Genomic DNA, 20,761 nt, shown 5'->3' with positions numbered 1-20,761 from the left:
TCCTCCTAATCCAATTTAAGCCCGATGGATTTTTAAAATAAAAACCTTTTTATTGGTATCTCTTTTAGAAATATGTGTTAAATGTGTTGAATCTTAATATGCTAATCATCAGATAAATTTGGCTGGCTATCTATAAATATTTATATATGATCTATCATGGGAAGCAATTTCCCCCTATTGAAATAGGTTTTAATGAATAAGATCAAGATGATCTGGATTCTTAAATAAGATTTAATAATTTAAAAAGCAATGTGAAGAATTTATTGCAAGAATAAAAAGTCTAAAATTATTTTAGCAGCATTAATGGATGTGATATCTCCAATGGAAGTGGATGAAACCTCAACTACATCGAATCCAATAATTTCTTTTCCCTTAAGATGAGAAATTAGGCTTTCCAGTTCCTGTGTATTTATTCCACATGGACTCGGTGTGCCCACACTGGGAGCATAAGCAGGATCCAGTACGTCTATATCCACAGTGACATAGATGGGACCATCTATCTGGTTAATAACTTTTTCAATCCCTTTCAGGTCTTTTTTTATGTCGTGAGCTGTGTAAAAATCAATACCATTTTTCCGTGCGAATTCAGCTTCTCCCGGTGATGAAGAGCGGATACCCATTTGAATTATCTTTGCAGGGTTTTTATCATATATCCGTCGCATAACTGTGGCATGGGAATATTTTTCCCCTACATAATCGTCTCTGAGATCCATGTGGGCGTCAAAATGGAGTATGGTAACATCCTGCAAGTTATTCTGTGTGTTAAGGGCATTTATAACTCCATAACTAATGCCATGTTCACCACCAATGGTTAGAGGGGTTAATGTGTCTTCGGACATGGAGGACACGACAGATTCCAGGTGCATATATGTGTTTTCCAGGTTTCCAGGAACCACTTCTAGATTTCCAACATCACACAAGTTAATATCTAAAACCGTATCTGATAATAGGTTGTATTTTTCAAAGTTGTATGATGCTTCTCTCACGAAAAAAGGCCCGAAACGTGCGCCTGGCAGGTAACTGGTGGTGCTATCGAATGGTACTCCTAAAATTCCAAAACAAGGACTATCTTTTTCTTTGAATTCTTCAAAATCCTGGGAAAAAGCAAATTTCAGAGGATTTTCAGTGTAAAGATACATTTATCTAAATCCTCATCAGATTTGTAAAAAGTAGATATGGCTTCTCAGGAGGTCTATCTGATCCTCATGAGTTTTTTGTTACCCATAGCCACGATATAATTAACTTCTACACCTTCAATCAGATCATCACGTAGATCATCGGGTATTGGTACTTCAAAGGTTTCATAAGTTTCCATGTCCATGAGCTGAACATCACTACCCATTAGGGCCAGTACCTGTGCGGTTCGTTTGTCGATTATCGGGATTTCTATCTTGGCATCGACTGGTTTTACTAGGTTTCTTTTTTGATTATCGAAAACTCCAATGGCATCAACACGAGCCTTTGCTGCACCGTGTTTCCCTGGGGATGAAGTCTGAATATTCACAATTTTTGATGCTGCACCATCCAATACTACATATTTACCTACTTTGAGCGTTTTAACTTCCACTACCTTAGTTGACATGCTATTTACCTCCGTATAATACGTACAATTTAGATCCAGTGAGGATCCATAAAGTTCAGAATCTAAAAAATAGAGTCTATGATAGATTTATTTTATATAGATGTAACTCTTCTTGGTTGTACTTTTTTATAAGTCTGCTTGTCTGTATAAATATATTTATAGATACCTCTCATCTGATATAGAAGTGCCTATATTTTTTTCCCTATTTAAATTTTTAAGTGAAATTACCAGTGATATAATGAAAGTTTCTATAACCTCAGGAAAATCAGAAGGACCCACACGACTAAACGCCTTTGACAATGCCCTCCTCGATGCAGGTATTGGTGATGTGAACCTTATACCAGTCTCCAGTATACTGCCAAGGGATACAGAGATAGTGGAACTCCCACCTATTAAGGAGGGGGAAATGGTTAATTGTGTGCTTTCATATGTGCATTCAGATCATCCTGGGGATTTTATAACTGCGGTGGTGGCAGTGGCAACCTCTGATGATTTTGGGTGTGTAGTGGAACATTCCGGAGTAAATCAGGATCCTGAAAAGATTAGATCCGAAGCAAAAACCATGGTGGAATATATGATGCAGGTTAGGGGACTTGAGATTAGAGAAATTATCATAGCAGATGAAAATCATAAGGTTATAAAAGAGGCAGTGGCAGTGGCTGCAGTGGTGTACCTAAAATAACAGATGATGATTTTACAAAATCATAGGGTCCTAAAACCCATCTTATACGTTACAAAACATTATAATCATACAATACATCATTATATGGATTGAAAATTACACCTAATTCTCAGGATAAAAATGTTTTTTTGAGGCCCAGGAGGAGGATATTATATGGATGAAAAAGATAGGGAATTTTGGACTGAAACCTGCCAGGAATTAATTAAAGAATCTCAAAATGCAATATCACCACTCATAGGGTCTTTAGAAGGGTCTGAAATCGTTAAAACAGGGGCTGATGGCACTCCAACTATGTATATTGATATTGTGGCAGAAAAAAAGGTTATTGAAGTACTGGAAAGTATTGATAAACCTTTAACTTTGATCAGTGAAGAAATTGGTCAAGTGAATTTAGGAAAAGGCCAACCTGAAGTTGTAATGGTGGTGGATCCACTGGACGGTACCAGCAATGCTGTTAAGAATATTCCGGCTTATGGGATATCAGTGGCAGTGGCACCCATTCCTACCAATCAGAAGGGTCCTTTAACAGTTCAGGATATTCAGATGGGGTTTGTGAAAAATTATGCAACAGATGATTTTTATGCTGCATTTAAGGGTCAAGGTGCTTTGGTCAATGGAAAAAACCCCACACCGTCATCTAAACAGGATTTATCTCAAATATCATTGGGGGCTTATGTTTACAGAATGAACATGGGAAAAGTAGAAAAGCTGTGCAAGAGCGTAAGGAGAATGAGAATTCTTGGAGCAGTGGCCATAGAAATATCTTACGTTGCCGATGGGACTTACGATGCATTTGTTGATGTTAGAGATAATCTGAGGCTGGTAGATTTGGCGGCTGCTAAACTGATACTGGAAGAAAGTGGGGGAATAGTGACGGATAGATATGGTAAAGCCTTAAATGGTAAATTAAATGTTATGGAGAAAACTTCCATGATAGCCACATGTAATTCAGTTATTCACCAGGAGATAGTTCGCATAGTGGAGGGGATTAAATGATCATGGGACTGGCTGCCCGTAGTGATGTGAGGGATGCAATAGAATTTGCAGGCAAGTTAGCTGATTTTTTAACTGAAAAAGGAGTTGATGTTTTATTGGACATTCCTCTGGCCCAGAAACTGGATAGATATCAGAATAAACAATGTGCACTGGAGGACATGGATGTGGATATGATGGTGGCGGTGGGGGGAGATGGAACTATCCTCAGAACACAGAGTTATATCAGTCACAAAAAAATTCCACTAATAGGAATTAACATGGGAACAGTAGGGTTCTTAACAGAAATAGATCCTGAAAATGCTTTCAGTGCTCTTGAAGAGATTCTTGCTGGAAACTACTCTGTTGAAAGAAGAAATCAACTGATAGTCTGGCACAATCATGAGTTACCCCCTGCCTTAAATGAAGTAGTTATGATGACCAGAAAGCCTGCCAAAATGCTTCACATACAGATCAGTGTTGATGATGAGATTGTGGAGGAGTTACGTGCCGATGGGTTAATCATAGCCACTCCCAGTGGTTCCACAGCTTATTCCATGTCTGCAGGTGGACCAATCATAGATCCCAGGGTGAAAGCATTTATCATAGTTCCCATATGCCCATTTAAACTGGGAGCTCGGCCTACAGTTGTCTCAGATGAGAGTGTAATTAAGGTCAAACTTCTAAGAGAAGGCAAAAAAGCCATTGCAGTGATAGATGGTCAGTTTGAAGAAGAGATAAATTATATGGATGAGATCATTTTCTGTAAATCCGAAAACTGTGCATACTTTGTACGTTTAACCAAAGATTTCTACCGTAAAGTCAGAGAAAAGTTAACTCAGGGCGGAATTAACAAATGAAAGTTCTGGTTGTAGACACCACCCATGGAGGTGCCATACTGGCATCTGAATTTTCCAAAAAACAGGATTTTGAGGTTTTCGCATGGGATATTTACCATACTTTACCTTGTGAAGTTAAATCCTCACTGAAATCTCAGAAAATCCAACTGGTTGATGAAACTTTTTTTGATGATTTTACACAAGGAAAATTATCATCTTCTTTTAAAAATGATGAATTAATGGTGGTTGCTCCGATACACTGCAATCTACCCCATCCCATCCACATGACACATCATCAGGCTGTTCATTACTTTATGAAAGACAGGATATCCGTGCCTGTAATCGAAGTCACTGGAGTTAAAGGCAAAACCAGTGTAGTAGCCATGCTTAAAGAAATATATCGAGAAAAAACTCCTCTCATATTAAGCAGTCTTGGAGTTGAGGTTGTAGCCGATGATGAAGAGATTAACCTACAAAGAAACATTAGTATAACTCCAGCCAGTATCATAACTGCATGGGAACTTGCAGAAGAATTATCAACCGCAGAAAATTACAATATTGGAATTTGCATATTTGAAAGTTCTTTAGGAGGCACTGGATTAGCAGATGTGGGGGTTATAACCAACATTGCTGAAGATTATTCCATATGTCAGGGTAAAAGCTGTGCAAGCAAAGCTAAAAAACAGATGTTTCAAAGTGAGATCGTGGTATGTGACTATGATTCATGCCAGAAAATTTATTCTAAAGATTCAGATTTCCATACATTAAACCAAAAAACAAATACTTACTCTGTAGAAAAAAAATCTAATGTTTTTGCTTTTAAATCTAATGTTTTTGCTTTTAATATCAATTATGGCCTTTTTGAAACTTCCTTCCAGGTTAGGGTTAGGGATCTCAAAACAATCCATGGAAAAATTATTAACACTTCATTTGAATGTTCCACATTTGCACCAGCTGAACATCACCTGGAAAATGCTCTTTCTGCTGTATGTTCATCATTATCAATGGGAACCCCTATAAAAACTATTATAAGAGGTTTAAAATCTTTTAAAGGTTTACCTGGAAGAACCAGCATAAAAAACAATTACCTGTCTGGTGAAAACAGAAAAGTAAGGGTGATTGAAGAAATAAATCCTGGTATAAATGTCACTGCAGTGAAAAAAGCAGTGAACATGATTAAAGAATATGAAAATCCCGCTCTGGTGATGGGGGGAAGTTATGGGGTGACCTGTGAAGAAATTGATGAGAACTCCCTGTCAGATTTTTTAAATGGGATGGATAATGAGATTTTGATAATATTAACTGGAGAATTAGGTAAAAGCATGATGGGTAAGATGAAAGATGGAGTGCTTTATCACAGCCAGATAGATTCTGCAGTTGATATGGCGGGTAAGTGTGGGGCTAAAAATATCCTGCTTATCTTTCGTTCTAATTATTCTGATCTGGGAAGAAGATAACTTTTTAGGGAGTATTTTCAATATATTTACTATGTTAAAGAGGATTGGTTGGGAATTTTATCCATGACAACATTTATTAAAGATCATACAAAATCAATCAACTAAGGATTCTTAATTTAAGTTAGCTATGTTAGGCACCATGCTTATTATATAATAATAAACTTTTATGACTAGAATTCACATATAATCCGCAACATTCGGAGATGATGCATTGAAGGTAGGTACAAGGGGCAGCAGTCTGGCCATGGTTCAAACCAAAAATATTATCAATTCTTTATCAAATATAACAGATGACGAAATATCAATAAAAATAGTAAAAACCACCGGGGACAAAATTAGGGATTCTCAACTTTATAATATAGATGTAAAGGGAGTTTTCACCAAAGAACTGGATAAGGCAGTACTTGAAGAGGATGTGGATTTTGCTGTTCACAGTTTAAAGGATCTTCCCAGTGAACTTGCTGATGATCTTGAAATAATAGCAGTACCCCCACGAGAATCACCCCACGAAGCACTGATATCTCCTTACAGTTGGGAAGAACTGCCTGAAGGAGCTACTCTAGGGACCAGCAGTCTCAGAAGAGAAGCATTTTGCCATTACCATCGGAAAGATTTGGACATAAAACCAATAAGAGGTAATATTGGCACCAGAATAAAAAAAGTCACATCTGGTGAATATGACGCCACATTAATGGCTGAAGCAGGTCTTCGAAGATTAAACTTAACTCATCACATTCAACAAAATTTTTCATTAGATTACATGACTCCTGCAGCAGGTCAAGGAGCTTTAGCAGTAGTTGCACGGGGAGATACACCTAAAAGAAAAATTTTAGAAGCCCTGAATCACAGTACATCCTATCGAGAAGTAATGGCTGAAAAAAAAGTCTTAGAAGTACTGGGGGTTGGGTGTCAGTGGCCCCTCGGGGTCTGTGCAAGAGTCCAAGGGGATGAAATGGAACTCAAAGGTATTTTATTAAGCAGGGAAGGTGAACTCTTATCTCAACATAGAGTAAGAGGTTCTGTAAACGATTATGAACGGATTGGTCTTGAAGTAGCTGGCCACATGCTGGAGGATTACTCGTGAATAAGGTAAATGTAGGAGTTGTTGGTGTAGGGGCCATGGGCCACAATCATGTCAGAGTATACACCAGACTCAAAAATGCCAACCTCCTTGCTGTTTCAGATCTTATGAAAGGCACCCTGTCGGAAGTATCCAAAAAATACAACACCGTCGGGTTTGTTGATTACGATAATATACTTAAAATGCCGGAAATAGATGCAGTAAGTGTTTGCGTTCCCACCACCTACCATTATGAAGTGGTGATGAGTGCCATTGAACAGGGAAAACACGTACTGGTGGAAAAACCCATAGCATTCACCCTTAAAGAAGCAAAAGACATGGTCAGAGCAGCCAGAAAAGAAGGAGTAAAACTGGCAACCGGTCATGTGGAACGTTTCAACCCAGCAGTTTTAGAGGCAAAAAAGCTGCTTCGAGAAAAACTGATAGGAGAAGTGGTTTCAGTATCTGCCAAAAGGGTAGGGCCATTCCCCCCACGGATAAAAGATGTGGGAGTAACCATCGATCTAGCAATCCATGAGGTGGATGTGATGGCATACCTAATGGACAGCCCGGTTTCCAGGGTTTACGCACATGTAGGTAGCCGACTGGAAAAATGTGAATACGAAGACCATGCTGAGATCATGATGGAATTCTACAACCAGGCCACAGGCATGTTAGAGGTGAACTGGCTAACTCCATACAAAAAAAGGCAACTGGAAGTCACTGGAACTGATGGAATAATCTCATTGGACTACATTGACCAGAACGTGGAGGTTTACGGGAAACACGCCAGAAAGGTTAGGGTACCTCATCATGAACCTCTTATGGAGGAACTTGATTCCTTCTTAAATGCCATTATTTTGGATGAAAAACCAAAAATTACCGGAGAAGACGGAATCCACGCTTTAAAAACAGTTCTTGCTGCAATGAAATCTGCCAAGGAGAAAATTCCAGTTAACATTGACATCGACATAGATTAAGAATCATCAACCCATCCCTGAAGAATAATAAATCTTCCAACAAAAATAGGTATATGATCAATAAATCATATAAAAAACACACAAGAACCAAACTTGTAATCAATTCAACATGTACCATAATTGTTTTTAAAAAATCTGGAGTGGTATAATGGACCAAAAACTTATCGAAAAGGCTCAAGAACTTAGGAGCAGAGGTTTTACTACAGGTGAGATTGCAGACGAACTTAATGTCTCAAAAGACACTGCCCGGTGGCTTATACTCCAGGGAACAGATAAAACAAAAGGAAAAGCTGAAGAAGAGGTTCCGGTGGATTTTGCTATAAACTGGAAGAGTTTGGGTGGTAGTTCCACTAGAATGTCGTATGTTTCAGCGGCCATGGCAGATATGGCTCTGCAACACGGTGATGTGGAAGTAGTGGTAGGGATCACAGTTAGTGGAATACCCTTTGCCACCATGATGGCTGAATTTTTAGATGCAGACATGGCAGTGTTCCACCCCATTAAACACCGTAAAGGAAAAGATGCCAAAGGAGCGGTAAGCAGTAATTTTGCCTCTGTTGAGGGAAAAAGAGTGGTAATTGTGGATGATGTGATAACCAGTGGAGGAACCATTGGAGAAGCAATAAAAGTCTTCCGAAATCTGGGAGCAGAACCACTAGCTGCAGTAGTTTTAATTGATAAGAAGGGATTACTGGAAGTGGAAAGGGTTCCTGTAGAATCACTTATCCTGGTCAGCAGACTGGGATAACCACTAAAACCATTTTTATCCTTTTTAATCTAACATACTTTTTTTTATAAACATATTTCACTTCTTTAATTATCCAAAACTTTGATTGTTTTTAAAATAAGATTAGGTTTGTCGTTAAAATAAAATATTGAATGTTTAAAAATAGGAATTATAAAAAATAAGAATCAAAGGTACATCATCATACTCTGTACCTTAATATGGCCCCAATACCTCCAAAGGCTCGGAATAACTGCATTCCTTCCTCTGTTTCTGTGGATATGATCTCCACGTCTGAACCCACTTCTTCAGCCAATTTAATAAATTCACTGATGATATCTTCTGAAGAAGAGGGTTTCATGGTGTCTCCACAGTTATCACAGGCTATATTTTCGGCTTCAGACTCATTTTTGATGGTTTTTACCTTTTCAGCTCCACAGGAGGTGCACTGGTAAGTGTATCTTTTGGATTTAAGATCTTCAGAGAGTAATAAAACATCTACTGCACCGTTTATCAAGTTTTGTCTGACTTCTGCTTCACCATAGGATGCTAGGCCATTTTCATCCACCAGTTCGGTTAAAAAACCCTGAACTAGTTTTTTCTCACGCATGATGTCGATTTCGGTTAAAACCTCCATGGATTTGTCTATTACTTCTCGGATACCAAATTCACCGGTATATGAAGTATCCACGGTGGTAATGATTTTTTGTTTGATTTCATGGTGGAGATAATCTCCATTAATGAAATCTTCCTTAGTATGGCCTGGACCTCCAATTATAACTCCTTTAAGACCTTCCACATTTAAAAATGCTTCGTTCATATGTTCACCAATCCTTTTCAGGAATTCGTGAGCTGCGAGTTCGATTAATCGGTCAAAACGCCTTTGTGACTGCCCTCCTGCTTTGTGTTTTCCAGGAACACCGCTGGTAAGATTTTGGATTATATCAATCCGTTTTCCCTTCATTATTGCTATGGTGGCTTCTTTTCGGTCGATAACTGCCAATCCATAGATTTCTTTATCTTCAACAATCTCCTCCAGTGGTTCCAGGAAAAACTGGGAGTTACAATGGTAAATATAAGTCTGAACAGGTTCTGGAGGTTCGAAAACATAGGTTTCCATTTTTTCTGTTCCTGGACCTCCTTTGGGGATCATTCCCACAAATAACACCAGACCCTTCTCAGGTGGTTTGGGGAAAAGTTTCATACGTTGCATTATAACTTCAATAGCAGATTGCACATTCTTTTTTGTTTGTTTACTTTTAATGTTAGCACTCTGACTGAGCTCCTCTCGCATGTGCTTGACTACATCGCTGATCTGCCTATCTGGAGGTATGTAAACAGACACCAGCTCAGTACCTCTCCCTTTTTTTTCGGAAAGTTCTTTAAGTGTGCGTTTAACCTCGTAAAGTTCTGTTGTTGATGTTTCTGACATCTAATATCTCTCCTAAAACTCGTAAAATCTCATAAAAGTATATATTTAAATAATGTAGAGGATATGCATGTGGTTATCCTAACATAATACTCTAAACTTTGTTCATTTTAAAAAATCTTCCTTTCATATCTCATAAAAATATCAGAGCTATTTCAATATTATTATGTTATCTAAACTTTATTATAGTAATGGTCTTAGTAGTAATCCAGTTGGATTATAATTTATGGTTTATTAATGATTTGTGGGATGTAAAGTATTTGATGATTGGGTAGAGCAGTTAAAACACCCATTAAATTTACAATTTCATAAAGTAACAATTTATATAAAAAATAAGTAAATGTTGTCCAATTTATCGTATTTTAACTTCACATTCCTGTAAAAACACCTCAGCACCATCAATTATAATTTCAGCTTCTTTTTTCCCAATTTCAGGGAGAAGTCCATAATCTGCTTCTTCCCTATCTTCCTGGGCCCTTGTAAGTATATTAAAAACTTTGTGATTAAATTCACCTGTTTTTACAAATTCTCGTCCGAACTGTGAAATTAAGCCACGATGTGTCCTTGGATAATTACTCCTTTTTGATAACAGAGCTTTTGCTGCGAAAAACATAGCATAGTAAGATCTACTTACAGCATCCCCATAATAACCATTACTAAACAGATTTTTTGCAACTTCCAGCTTTTTATAAGCATTACTCATTAAAATTTCTGCATCATCCAACAGTAACACCTTCTTTTTTAACCTGGGAAATGAAATGAGTGTTTTGCAATTGTTTAAATTCCTCTGGAGAGATAACTTTAGCTGATATATAGACTCCTGTTTCAACCAGTACCTCAGTAACCTTTCTCATCACCTCATCTTTAGCTTCAATTTTATTGGTTGAAATGATAAGTAGATCAATGTCAGAACCTTCCTTATCCTCACTGCGAGCAACTGAACCGAAAAGGATAACTTTTTCTATCCCTGGATAACTTAAAGATGCTGAAAAATCTTCAGCTATTTTTCTTCTGTTCATTCTTATCACAAGGTTTTTTTTTAGTAGTATGCACAAATTGAAATCTTTTTTTTTAAGATTTTAATAAATTTCATGCGTTATTCCAAGTATTAGAAATAATAAATTTAAATTTTAAAGTTCTAATAATGAATACAAACTTAAAATTTATTTTAATCAGAATATCGTCTGATTAAAATAGGATAATACTCCCAAGTAAGTTTAATTTTAAATTCATATTCCAATCCTAAAATAGTCTGATTTTCATTTTTAGTTTCATAACTTAATCAATTTCTATTGTTAATTATATTAAAATCTGTTGTCTATTATGTTAAAAAGTTTAAAAGAGATAATCATGTTTTTCCAGTTCCTTTGTAGCTATATGTCCTGTTGCTCAAGTAAAATTCATAAATCTCTTTTAACTGGTCAAATTCACCATTTCCCTGTAATAGGAAGGGAAAATACCGGTTCTCTTTTGGAATGGATCCAAGGGATATTCACCAGAAAAACTAATTTTCATAGTAAACATAGAAATTTTCTATGATCGCCATGTTTTCTATGGAATGGTTTTTAATCAAGTCACCCCATGATAAGAATAAGTAAAGATAAAGAGAAAGCTAGTTAAATCAGGACTATTTCAAGGTTAATGTTATAGCAGTTGTTCTATCACAACCAAATATTTAAACTCCATCTTATGGTTATTTCCTTAATTTCAGTATTTCTTTTAATTGGTTGTTGTTCATTTCTGTTATGAAGTTTTCTCCAGTCCCCACTGTGAGGTCTGCCAGTTCTTTTTTGCTTTCTATCATGTTGTTTATTTTTTCTTCGAATGTTCCTGTGGTTATTAATCTGTAGACCATTACATTTTCTTTCTGTCCAATTCTGTAAGCTCTGTCTGTGGCCTGGTTTTCAACTGCAGGGTTCCACCATAAGTCGTAATGTATAACATTTTGTGCTGCTGTTAGATTTAAACCGGTTCCTCCTGCCTTTAATGAGATGATGAATATTTTATGCTGGGATTTGTTTTGAAAATCATGGATCATTTTATCTCTTTTTATTCTGGATAGAGAACCATGTAAGAATAATGATTCTGTGTTGAATCGTTCATCCACTAATTTTTTCATTATATTTCCCATTTGAACGTACTGGGTGAAAATTAGGACTTTTTCCCCATTTTCAGTTATGTTTTCCAGGATATTCATCAAAACTTCCATCTTACCAGAATCAGGGATATTTATTGATTTTGTCTTAGAAAACTGGGCGGGATGGTTACAGATCTGTTTTAAACTGTTGATCAATTTAAAAATAAGTCCCTTTCTATTTATGCCTTCACTTTCATCAATTTCATTCATCAATGAGTCTACCATTTCCTGGTATAGTGCAGTTTGTTCAATACTCAGTTTACAGTAAACATCATTCACTATTTTATCGGGGAGATCTTTTATTATGTCTTTATCAGTTTTCAGCCTTCTTAAAATAAAAGGATCAGTGATCTTCCGGAAAGTTTTAAGAGCATTTTTATTTCGTTCCTTTTCAATGGGTACGATGAATTTTTGTGTAAATTTCTTCAGAGATCCTAAATAATTTCTGTTTGTAAGGTCAAATATACTCCAGTAATCAGCAAGTCTATTTTCCACGGGTGTTCCAGTTAATGCAATTTTATTATCTGATTTAACAGATTTTATTGCTTTTGTCTGTTTTGCAGTGGGGTTTTTAATGTTCTGAGCTTCATCAACAACCAACAGACACCATTTAATCTTTTTAAATCTTTTCACATCACGTCTAAGGGTTCCGTAAGAGCTTATAATCACATCAAAATCATCTTTTTTGGGAAATTTCCGGTTAGGTCCGTGATATATGTGGGGTTTGAGTGTTGGGGTGAATTTTTTCATTTCATTTTGCCAGTTATACAGTAAGCTGGTTGGGGCAATCACTAAAACCTTTTTTTCATCTAAACATCCCTTATTTTTCAGGTGTAAAATTGAAGTTAAAACCTGTAAAGTCTTTCCAAGTCCCATGTCATCGGCAAGAACACTGCCAAAACCAAGATCAATATTTTGCAGTAGCCATGAGAATCCTATTTCCTGATATGGTCTAAGTTCAGCATTTAAATTACTTGGAATCTGCACGTTTTCATATTTTTTAATCCTTTCAAAAAGAGACCTAATATCCTCATCGATATTAACTTCACCACCCTCAAATTCCCCACTGATTATGGCCTGTGTTAAATCAGTTTGATTTAAAGTTTCGGGTAGTTTATCCAATCTTTTTATGAAGGATTTTATTTCATTTTCATCTAAAATAACATAATTATCTCTTATTTTAACTATTTTTTCAGATTTTCTTAAAAGCTTTTTAAATTCTTCTTTGCTGATATCATGTTCGCCGATTGCAATTTTCCAATCAAATTTCACCAGTTCATCCAGTGAAAGATAAGTTTTTCTCTCCAAACTAAGCTCTTTAGTGCTTTTTAAATCAAATATTAGTTTAGGTTTTACTATTTTATCCAAACTCTTTGGAAGGATTACTGAAATCCCCATCACTTTTAGTAAGGGAAGTATATCCATAAAAAATCCTGAAAATTCATTCATATCTAGTATGATGGGCTTTTTTAGATCAAGTGCCTGTTTAATTTCAGGAAAATACTCCTGTATTAAGTAAAGATCTGATAATAACTCTAATTTCCTATTGTTTTGTTTGTAATCTTTATTAGAAATAACTTCATTAACAGCTTCTGGAGGAGTATTTTCATCTCCTACTTTTAAATGAATGCTGAAAATTTCATCACTTGTGGTTTCTTCTATGATTAAATAAAGAGTGTACTTCCTTTTCCTTAAATACAGGTTTGAAAGCCATTGATCGATTAAAAATTCATATCCTCTTGTCTTGAATTCATCAAATTTTAATCTTTCATTAAAGAAAAATAATTTAAAAACCGGGTCATGACTTTGTCGTTCTAACAGTTGCGGCATGCCATATCTGGTGTAATGTTCCATGATTCCAGAGATTATAAGGCTTATTCCGGTTATTACCTGTTGTTCCTGGTTTATCTGGGAATTTTTATAACCCATCAAATTATCAGGACACAGGGAATATAATTTTTCACATATGGTATTGATTTTTTTATCAAAAAGACAGGGCACCCACCTTACACAGTAGGTATTATCCTTTAATTCTATGATTTCAGGAATGATTCCCTGTTTTTTTATTAGTTTTAATGAAAATTGCAGGAGTAAGTGTAGAAATTGTATGTTGTAATTGTATTGCAGTGTATTGGTATGGGATATTTCCACCAGAAATCCTAATAAAATATTTTCTAGATCTGGATCATTTTTTAGAGTAAATGGGTTCTTTGAATTTTTATTAGCTGCTTTTTTATCTGGAGTATTTTCATCTTTTATGGATATTTTTGAAATTCTATAATCATCATCTATAACTAAATAGAATTCTTCCCATAATTTAGGATTATTCCATTTAAAGGACAAATATCTCTCTTTCCATTCTTTTAAAGTTTCATCTTCCCTTTTAGATAACTTTGAAATATCTTTTATTCCTGGTTTTAAGGTAATAAAGTTGTTGTATTCATTGTTGTAATGATTGTAACCATAATGCTTTTTACAGTATCTTGCCATTGATCTGTATATGCTTTCAACAACATTTTTGAAGTCTTTATCATAGAAAAGAGGGGATTGTTTTAGGATGGCTAATGTATATTCAGACAGAATCGGAATATCAGAAAAATCAATATCTTCTGGGATTTTTTTATCATATTCCTGTCCTGTTTTGTCTATTTTTTCATCATAAAATAAAATATCATTGATACTGGTGATTTTTCGAACCTGTAAATCTTCAGCATCATCTAAATGGTCAATTATACTTAGTAAATCACAGTTATGAATGTCAAAGATTCTGAAGGGATTTTTATCAATTTCTATACTTATCATATAGATTAAACTGGCAATATGTTTACAGGGAAGTGCATAGTCCGGACAATTACATTCCGCATTAATATCTTCCCATGATTTAGGGAATAACTCAATTCCGACTGCAGCCAATTTGTAGTACAGTTCTTCTGGAAGTTTTTTATTTAAAAGTCCGGCAAGAATTGATGGAGAATTATTTATAACTTGGGCAACAAGTTCTTTTTCACTTTGAGTAAATGAGTTTAGCTTCACTGTGACTTTGTAGTATTGTCGGTAGTTACCTTTCACTTTTCCAGTGATTATATTTCCATTAATATTGATATCGTAGACTTTACCTGTGTTTGCATATGTTTTTCCCCGGGGCAATCTGTTGGCAAAGTCAATGTCTTTAAGGGCATCAAGCCATTTTTCTCCCCACCAGGTTTTTCCATATTGAACTCTTGCCATGAAAATCGTGTTAGTTACTTATTAAAATTTAATGCGTTCTTGCAGTGTTGTTTTTGTTGTCAAGATGTTTGTCAAATAAGGTTTTATGTTTTTCTTTTTCATGATTTTAACAGGGTAGCATATTTCCGGTTTTAAGCGTGTTACATGTTCTGATACTCTATCATGCCTTCCTTTTTAAAAGTTTGTGAAATGAAAAGAGCAAATCATTATGAAGGTTTATATGATAAACTAGCACCTGAAAAACATAGAACGGCGATTTTATGCATTATTTCCTAACCGTAACCCTTAAAATGAGGTTATAATTGGATTTAATCCCCAAAATAGTCTGATTTTAGTATATAGTAATAGTTACAACACTTTAAATTAGCTGAGATTTCAATCCTAAAATAGTCTGATTTTAGCCCATTCTAGATTTTAATAGTGTTATCACTATGTACATTTCAATCCTAAAATAGTCTGATTTTAGCGTGAAAAAAACAGATACAAAACATTAGAAAAACTCATTTCAATCCTAAAATAGTCTGATTTTAGCGCTACTGTTGAATATATAATCAATCAATAGACTAAGATTTCAATCCTAAAATAGTCTGATTTTAGCATGTCCCTACTTCAAGTCATATAAAGGGATGAAATATTTCAATCCTAAAATAGTCTGATTTTAGCACGATCACCTCCAGGTCTATGTCCTCATTCATTGTCATTTCAATCCTAAAATAGTCTGATTTTAGCGATATCAACATCACTGATCATGTCATAGATAGTCTTATTTCAATCCTAAAATAGTCTGATTTTAGCACTCCTTTATGTTTTATATTATATAGTTTATCTTTTATTTCAATCCTAAAATAGTCTGATTTTAGCGTTTTTGTAACTTGATTGCCAGGTTACAGGTTACAAATTTCAATCCTAAAATAGTCTGATTTTAGCTCGTCTAAATGTTTTTTAAGAGTTTTTATATCCTGATATTTCAATCCTAAAATAGTCTGATTTTAGCATAACATAATTGAACCTCCAAGTGGCTTAAAAGTTGAATTTCAATCCTAAAATAGTCTGATTTTAGCTATATCCTCATTATCCATGTCCTTGATATCGTATTTCATTTCAATCCTAAAATAGTCTGATTTTAGCGGACATAGGTTGTTGCATCATATTTAAACCAGAATTGATTTCAATCCTAAAATAGTCTGATTTTAGCAACTTCATAATCATGGTTCCCATATTTATTATAAAAATTTCAATCCTAAAATAGTCTGATTTTAGCACCTGCCGGACTGGATTATCTAAGTCAATCTGGAAAATTTCAATCCTAAAATAGTCTGATTTTAGCTCTTCTATTTCTTTTCTAAAAGAAGACGTTATAACAGCATTTCAATCCTAAAATAGTCTGATTTTAGCGTTGTTGGTGCTGAAGTTTCAGTTCCACCACTAAAATTTCAATCCTAAAATAGTCTGATTTTAGCAATACCCCAAGACCCCTGAAGTTTACCTTCATCAACATTTCAATCCTAAAATAGTCTGATTTTAGCCCATTTTTTCTAGTATTTTGTTTTCTTGTAGGGTTTCATTTCAATCCTAAAATAGTCTGATTTTAGCATTGCTGAAGTAGGTTACAGTTCACAGGAACCAGAATTTCAATCCTAAAATAGTCTGATTTTAGCTCCTAATTATAGTCTATCTTCAAATCTACCTGGTTCGGATTTCAATCCTAAAATAGTCTGATTTTAGCCCGTATCTTCAGTTATTTCAACTGAATGGAGGTGTGGAATTTCAATCCTAAAATAGTCTGATTTTAGCCAATTGAGCAATATAATAATATAATAGCTTCTCATTTATTTCAATCCTAAAATAGTCTGATTTTAGCAGTTAAAGCCACATGGTCTGATTCTTTGTATGTCACATTTCAATCCTAAAATAGTCTGATTTTAGCTAAAGAAACCGCAGACTTTACTGTTATCACTGTTTTATTTCAATCCTAAAATAGTCTGATTTTAGCGGGCAGAACTCTCTCGCAGACGCCAAGACTACACTATTTCAATCCTAAAATAGTCTGATTTTAGCCTATGCTAACTTAAACAGGCATTATTCTGTTGTAGATAATTTCAATCCTAAAATAGTCTGATTTTAGCCCATCTACTCCAGATTCGTCGACATAGACATAGCAATTTCAATCCTAAAATAGTCTGATTTTAGCGGGGGCTGGATCAAGTGGCCTTATCTTTATGGGAAATTTCAATCCTAAAATAGTCTGATTTTAGCCTGGTGAGCCTCCAGAGGGGGTGACTGTTTAAATTAATTTCAATCCTAAAATAGTCTGATTTTAGCCAATTAAAAAAAACAAGTCGAGTCTTCGAGTTCTCAATTTCAATCCTAAAATAGTCTGATTTTAGCTTATCAAAAAGTGTATCTTCAATACTTTCATCTTTAAATTTCAATCCTAAAATAGTCTGATTTTAGCGGAAAATATGGGATAAAGCAAAGGAAGATGTGAAAAAATTTCAATCCTAAAATAGTCTGATTTTAGCCCTGATATACCAGCTTCACTAAGGACTTTTTTAATAATTTCAATCCTAAAATAGTCTGATTTTAGCCCCATCATCATAAATGTAAGGTCGTTCTATTTCGATATTTCAATCCTAAAATAGTCTGATTTTAGCTCGTTGTGTTGAATGCAATGCTAGTAAAGATGATGAATTTCAATCCTAAAATAGTCTGATTTTAGCCGTTTCAACCTGGAGAGGTTATCAATGCAAAGTACAATTTCAATCCTAAAATAGTCTGATTTTAGCGGGTTTAAAAAATTAGTTACATAATATTCAATGTCATTTCAATCCTAAAATAGTCTGATTTTAGCCAAGTAAAAACCCATCAAATAACTGATTATAATTTATTTCAATCCTAAAATAGTCTGATTTTAGCTATTGGAGGCAGTTAAACAGCATAATACTTGTAAATATTTCAATCCTAAAATAGTCTGATTTTAGCTTATATACGAACATGCTATGATGATACATGGTATTCAATTTCAATCCTAAAATAGTCTGATTTTAGCGGTCCCCATGCTCCACCTCCACCGGATCCACTTCCATTTCAATCCTAAAATAGTCTGATTTTAGCTTTAGATGGGTTGATAGGGTTGATAGGGTTGATAATTATTTCAATCCTAAAATAGTCTGATTTTAGCTGGCGCTCCCACCAATGCTGAGTGTGTAGCTGCTTTATTTCAATCCTAAAATAGTCTGATTTTAGCGGGTTTAATTGTTGCTGCTAAATGTTCAACTTCATCATTTCAATCCTAAAATAGTCTGATTTTAGCCTCCTCAGAAGCTTAAACTTGATAAAGATGATGACGAATTTCAATCCTAAAATAGTCTGATTTTAGCTGGAACACTAGAAATAGAATCAGTTAATCCAATATCATTTCAATCCTAAAATAGTCTGATTTTAGCAGGCGGGAAATTTTGTCTATTTGGCCTAATTCATTCTATTCTTTACTCTTTCAAGGTACTTAAATTGTCGGTGTTTAATTGTGTTTTTCTTTTATATGGTAAGACGACATCCTATAATGAATTTTTACAGTTTTATGCTGAAAATTTATTAAGAATATTTAAAATAGAGACCTTTTAATGAGAATTATATCTTCAACGATTCATAAAATGCTCATCATTTCTTTATTCTATTAAAGTAACCTGAAATAATTTTAACCTGATCCAAAAATTTGTTTAAAAAACGACTGGGAGGGAGAGATTTTTATGAGAAAAAGAGTTATTCAAATAATTCAAATAAAATTTTACAAGTAGAAATTATAATATTCCACTTATAGGTGCTTTTTCAATCCCCAATACTTGTCTTTTAAAGGCTTTCTCGCTTCTTACTGTGAATATTATCACTGAATCTTCATTCTTATTTATGATGTCTTTTAAACCCTTTTTGATTATTTCCAGTTCACTTAATGTAATTTCTCCCTCAAATACAGAGTTCTGTATCCAGTTAAGGTGTTTCCTAAGGTATCCTTTGACTTTGTTGACTCTTTCCACCTTAATATCATAAACTATAATGGCGTACATAATTTACCACCACATCACAAATGGTTGGTACTCCTCAGTACCTATCAAATGTTTAATTAGTTTATAAGCCTCTAATCGTATTAATCGACGATAAGATACTTTTCTATTAAGTTTACGATGTTTAATGGTTTTTTTCAGGCGTTCATCATATTCTTTGATGAATGTTTTTCTTCCCTGGTCGTTTAAGAGGCAGTAATTAAGATCTCGCTCAAAGTCTTTTTCCCTCAGCATTTTCTTATTTATCAAATAAAATATCAACCTATCCACCAGTATTGGTTTGAATATTTCACTTAAATCCAGTGCCAGGGAATACCTTCGTTCCGATGGCTCGTGGAGGTAAGATATTGTTGGATTCAACTGGGTGTTGTAGATCTCGGTGAGTACCGTGGAGTAGATCAGGGAGTTACCAAAACTTATCAGCGCGTTGATCATATTTTCAGGAGGTCTTCTACTTCGGCCTTCCATTTTATAACCATCCGGTAATATTAAATCCATCTTTTCATAGTAATGTGCACGTATCCTTCCCTCTACATTCATGAATTCAGTTATCTCCCTGCAGGAACCCAGATCGTTTAAGATCTCACCTATACCATTCTCAATTTTATAGTAGGATAAAACCTTCTGCATGTTATGGGCTGCACCTTCCACAAATTTACCGGCAATTACAATTCGTTTTTCATGATCCAGATAATTTTCAGCCTGTTTAATAAGCAAATCACCAGATAACAGTGTTTCTCGAGGGTAAAAGCTACCATCGTAGAATCCATAATAATTGAAAAAGTGTATGGGCACGCCTTCCTTGGCTAAAAGGTGAACTGCCTGGGAGGAAAAGCTCAGAGAACCGTATGCATAAATAGAATATATCTTATTGATAGGTATGGGTTTTTTACCATCCTTGTTATGAAAATAAAGGGTGTTCTCTTTCCTTTTTAATATTCCATCTGACATCAGGTAGTAATTTTTTTTCATTGATCAAACCTCAATTTAATCTTTTACTTCCTCAATCAATTTTTCATTAGTTGGTAGTCTATCTGGATTTTCAGAATCTTTCCTTTCTCTTTACATCTTTCAAACTGGTATTTCATATAAGATTCTTCCTTTTTTGATTCTCAAATAAAAGGGTTTATCTCGATGACTTAACTCTCTAAATCCAGTATCATTGAGGATCACCGGTGAAATCTTCCTCTGGATCATATTTTGGTGTTGATCTAACACGCGGTTAACCTCTTTTTCTTTATCTGAGAGGATCAACAGGTCTATATCGCTCTGGTTATGATCTTCTCCCTCTGCACAGCTCCCAAAGAGAATTATCCTGGATGAAATATTTTTCAGATCTTTAATCATCTCATCTATTTCCATCATTGTGAAAATGATTTTAAGTTCTTTAAGTAGTGGGCTTTCCATATTCGCTTTGTAAATCGTTAATTTTCCTTTTTCTTCTTTTAGGACCAGTTCCTCTTTTTCTAATATTTTAAGGTATCTGCTGGCTGATCCCAATCCTATTTCAAGCCTTCTTACTAACTCTCTTGTATGATACTGGTCTCGGTATCTTCGGCCAAGGAAACATAATATTTTCAAAGATGTTTTTGAAAATATGTTCATTTTTT

The 20,761-nt window shown here is 34.8% G+C and carries 16 protein-coding genes and 1 CRISPR repeat array; of the genes, 7 read left to right on the top strand and 9 right to left on the bottom strand.

The window, feature by feature from the left end; all coding sequences use genetic code 11:
* Positions 1–260 precede the first annotated feature (260 nt).
* Both speB and J2743_RS08530 read right to left on the bottom strand, forming a co-directional pair.
* Positions 261–1,139: an agmatinase gene (gene speB / locus J2743_RS08535; RefSeq protein ID WP_209626203.1), complete on the bottom strand. Its 879-nt coding sequence runs from the start codon at positions 1,137–1,139 to the stop codon at positions 261–263.
* A 53-nt stretch (positions 1,140–1,192) separates the two neighbouring features.
* Positions 1,193–1,582 carry a translation initiation factor IF-5A gene (locus J2743_RS08530; protein WP_209626201.1) on the bottom strand — a complete coding sequence of 130 codons (390 nt, stop codon included), beginning with the start codon at positions 1,580–1,582 and terminating at the stop codon, positions 1,193–1,195.
* A 238-nt stretch (positions 1,583–1,820) separates the two neighbouring features.
* Between J2743_RS08530 and J2743_RS08525 the strand changes: the two genes are divergently transcribed.
* The 7 genes from J2743_RS08525 to J2743_RS08495 all read left to right on the top strand — a co-directional run bounded on the left by J2743_RS08525 (position 1,821) and on the right by J2743_RS08495 (position 8,320).
* Entirely contained in the window at positions 1,821–2,264 is a 444-nt protein-coding gene (locus J2743_RS08525) for a pyruvoyl-dependent arginine decarboxylase (RefSeq protein ID WP_209626199.1), read from the top strand.
* 153 nt (positions 2,265–2,417) lie between these two features.
* On the top strand, positions 2,418–3,260 hold the full coding sequence (locus J2743_RS08520; protein WP_209626196.1) for a bifunctional fructose-bisphosphatase/inositol-phosphate phosphatase: 843 nt from the start codon (positions 2,418–2,420) through the stop codon (positions 3,258–3,260).
* Positions 3,257–4,096, top strand: a complete 840-nt coding sequence (locus tag J2743_RS08515; protein WP_209626194.1) for an NAD(+) kinase — start codon at positions 3,257–3,259, stop codon at positions 4,094–4,096. The genes J2743_RS08520 and J2743_RS08515 overlap by 4 nt, the downstream gene beginning before the upstream one ends.
* Positions 4,093–5,532, top strand: a complete 1,440-nt coding sequence (cfbE, locus tag J2743_RS08510; RefSeq protein ID WP_209626192.1) for a coenzyme F430 synthase — start codon at positions 4,093–4,095, stop codon at positions 5,530–5,532. Before J2743_RS08515 ends, cfbE begins: the two co-directional genes overlap by 4 nt.
* Before the next feature lie 211 nt (positions 5,533–5,743).
* Positions 5,744–6,616: a hydroxymethylbilane synthase gene (gene hemC, locus J2743_RS08505; RefSeq protein ID WP_209626190.1), complete on the top strand. Its 873-nt coding sequence runs from the start codon at positions 5,744–5,746 to the stop codon at positions 6,614–6,616.
* On the top strand, positions 6,613–7,572 hold the full coding sequence (locus tag J2743_RS08500; protein ID WP_209626188.1) for a Gfo/Idh/MocA family protein: 960 nt from the start codon (positions 6,613–6,615) through the stop codon (positions 7,570–7,572). The genes hemC and J2743_RS08500 overlap by 4 nt, the downstream gene beginning before the upstream one ends.
* Positions 7,573–7,720: 148 nt before the next feature.
* A complete protein-coding gene (locus J2743_RS08495) occupies positions 7,721–8,320 on the top strand; it encodes an orotate phosphoribosyltransferase-like protein (protein ID WP_209626186.1) in 600 nt (199 codons plus the stop codon).
* Between the two features lie 178 nt (positions 8,321–8,498).
* On the opposite strand, the gene prf1 is transcribed toward J2743_RS08495, so the two are convergent.
* From prf1 to J2743_RS08460, 7 genes are all read right to left on the bottom strand, one after another.
* Entirely contained in the window at positions 8,499–9,728 is a 1,230-nt protein-coding gene (gene prf1 / locus J2743_RS08490) for a peptide chain release factor aRF-1 (protein WP_209626184.1), read from the bottom strand.
* Positions 9,729–10,077: 349 nt separating this feature from the next.
* Positions 10,078–10,449, bottom strand: a complete 372-nt coding sequence (locus J2743_RS08485; protein ID WP_209626182.1) for a HEPN domain-containing protein — start codon at positions 10,447–10,449, stop codon at positions 10,078–10,080.
* Entirely contained in the window at positions 10,442–10,744 is a 303-nt protein-coding gene (locus J2743_RS08480; protein WP_209626180.1) for a nucleotidyltransferase domain-containing protein, read from the bottom strand. Before J2743_RS08480 ends, J2743_RS08485 begins: the two co-directional genes overlap by 8 nt.
* A 674-nt stretch (positions 10,745–11,418) precedes the next feature.
* Positions 11,419–15,090 carry a DEAD/DEAH box helicase gene (locus J2743_RS08475; RefSeq protein WP_209626178.1) on the bottom strand — a complete coding sequence of 1,224 codons (3,672 nt, stop codon included), beginning with the start codon at positions 15,088–15,090 and terminating at the stop codon, positions 11,419–11,421.
* Positions 15,091–15,396: 306 nt separating this feature from the next.
* Positions 15,397–18,536: a CRISPR direct-repeat array (repeat unit 30 nt; unit sequence ATTTCAATCCTAAAATAGTCTGATTTTAGC).
* Positions 18,537–18,890: 354 nt separating this feature from the next.
* Positions 18,891–19,154: a CRISPR-associated endonuclease Cas2 gene (gene cas2 / locus J2743_RS08470; RefSeq protein ID WP_209626175.1), complete on the bottom strand. Its 264-nt coding sequence runs from the start codon at positions 19,152–19,154 to the stop codon at positions 18,891–18,893.
* A gap of 3 nt (positions 19,155–19,157) precedes the next feature.
* Entirely contained in the window at positions 19,158–20,123 is a 966-nt protein-coding gene (gene cas1b, locus J2743_RS08465) for a type I-B CRISPR-associated endonuclease Cas1b (RefSeq protein WP_209626173.1), read from the bottom strand.
* Positions 20,124–20,222: 99 nt separating this feature from the next.
* Positions 20,223–20,756: a nucleotidyltransferase domain-containing protein gene (locus J2743_RS08460; RefSeq protein WP_209626170.1), complete on the bottom strand. Its 534-nt coding sequence runs from the start codon at positions 20,754–20,756 to the stop codon at positions 20,223–20,225.
* Positions 20,757–20,761: the final 5 nt, after the last annotated feature.

It is taken from the genome of Methanobacterium petrolearium (genome assembly GCF_017873625.1).
Classification (GTDB): domain Archaea; phylum Methanobacteriota; class Methanobacteria; order Methanobacteriales; family Methanobacteriaceae; genus Methanobacterium; species Methanobacterium petrolearium.
Note: the sequence above shows the minus strand (reverse complement) of the source record. Positions and strands in the feature narration are given on the sequence as shown.

Excerpts from the sequence above, each read along its gene's own strand:
- speB (WP_209626203.1), bottom strand. The coding sequence starts at position 1,139 with ATGTATCTTTACACTGAAAATCCTCTGAAATTTGCTTTTTCCCAGGAT.
- J2743_RS08530 (WP_209626201.1), bottom strand. The coding sequence starts at position 1,582 with ATGTCAACTAAGGTAGTGGAAGTTAAAACGCTCAAAGTAGGTAAATAT.
- J2743_RS08525 (WP_209626199.1), top strand. The coding sequence starts at position 1,821 with ATGAAAGTTTCTATAACCTCAGGAAAATCAGAAGGACCCACACGACTA.
- J2743_RS08520 (WP_209626196.1), top strand. The coding sequence starts at position 2,418 with ATGGATGAAAAAGATAGGGAATTTTGGACTGAAACCTGCCAGGAATTA.
- J2743_RS08515 (WP_209626194.1), top strand. The coding sequence starts at position 3,257 with ATGATCATGGGACTGGCTGCCCGTAGTGATGTGAGGGATGCAATAGAA.
- cfbE (WP_209626192.1), top strand. The coding sequence starts at position 4,093 with ATGAAAGTTCTGGTTGTAGACACCACCCATGGAGGTGCCATACTGGCA.
- J2743_RS08495 (WP_209626186.1), top strand. The coding sequence starts at position 7,721 with ATGGACCAAAAACTTATCGAAAAGGCTCAAGAACTTAGGAGCAGAGGT.
- prf1 (WP_209626184.1), bottom strand. The coding sequence starts at position 9,728 with ATGTCAGAAACATCAACAACAGAACTTTACGAGGTTAAACGCACACTT.
- J2743_RS08480 (WP_209626180.1), bottom strand. The coding sequence starts at position 10,744 with ATGAACAGAAGAAAAATAGCTGAAGATTTTTCAGCATCTTTAAGTTAT.
- J2743_RS08475 (WP_209626178.1), bottom strand. The coding sequence starts at position 15,090 with ATGGCAAGAGTTCAATATGGAAAAACCTGGTGGGGAGAAAAATGGCTT.
- cas2 (WP_209626175.1), bottom strand. The coding sequence starts at position 19,154 with ATGTACGCCATTATAGTTTATGATATTAAGGTGGAAAGAGTCAACAAA.
- cas1b (WP_209626173.1), bottom strand. The coding sequence starts at position 20,123 with ATGAAAAAAAATTACTACCTGATGTCAGATGGAATATTAAAAAGGAAA.
- J2743_RS08460 (WP_209626170.1), bottom strand. The coding sequence starts at position 20,756 with ATGAACATATTTTCAAAAACATCTTTGAAAATATTATGTTTCCTTGGC.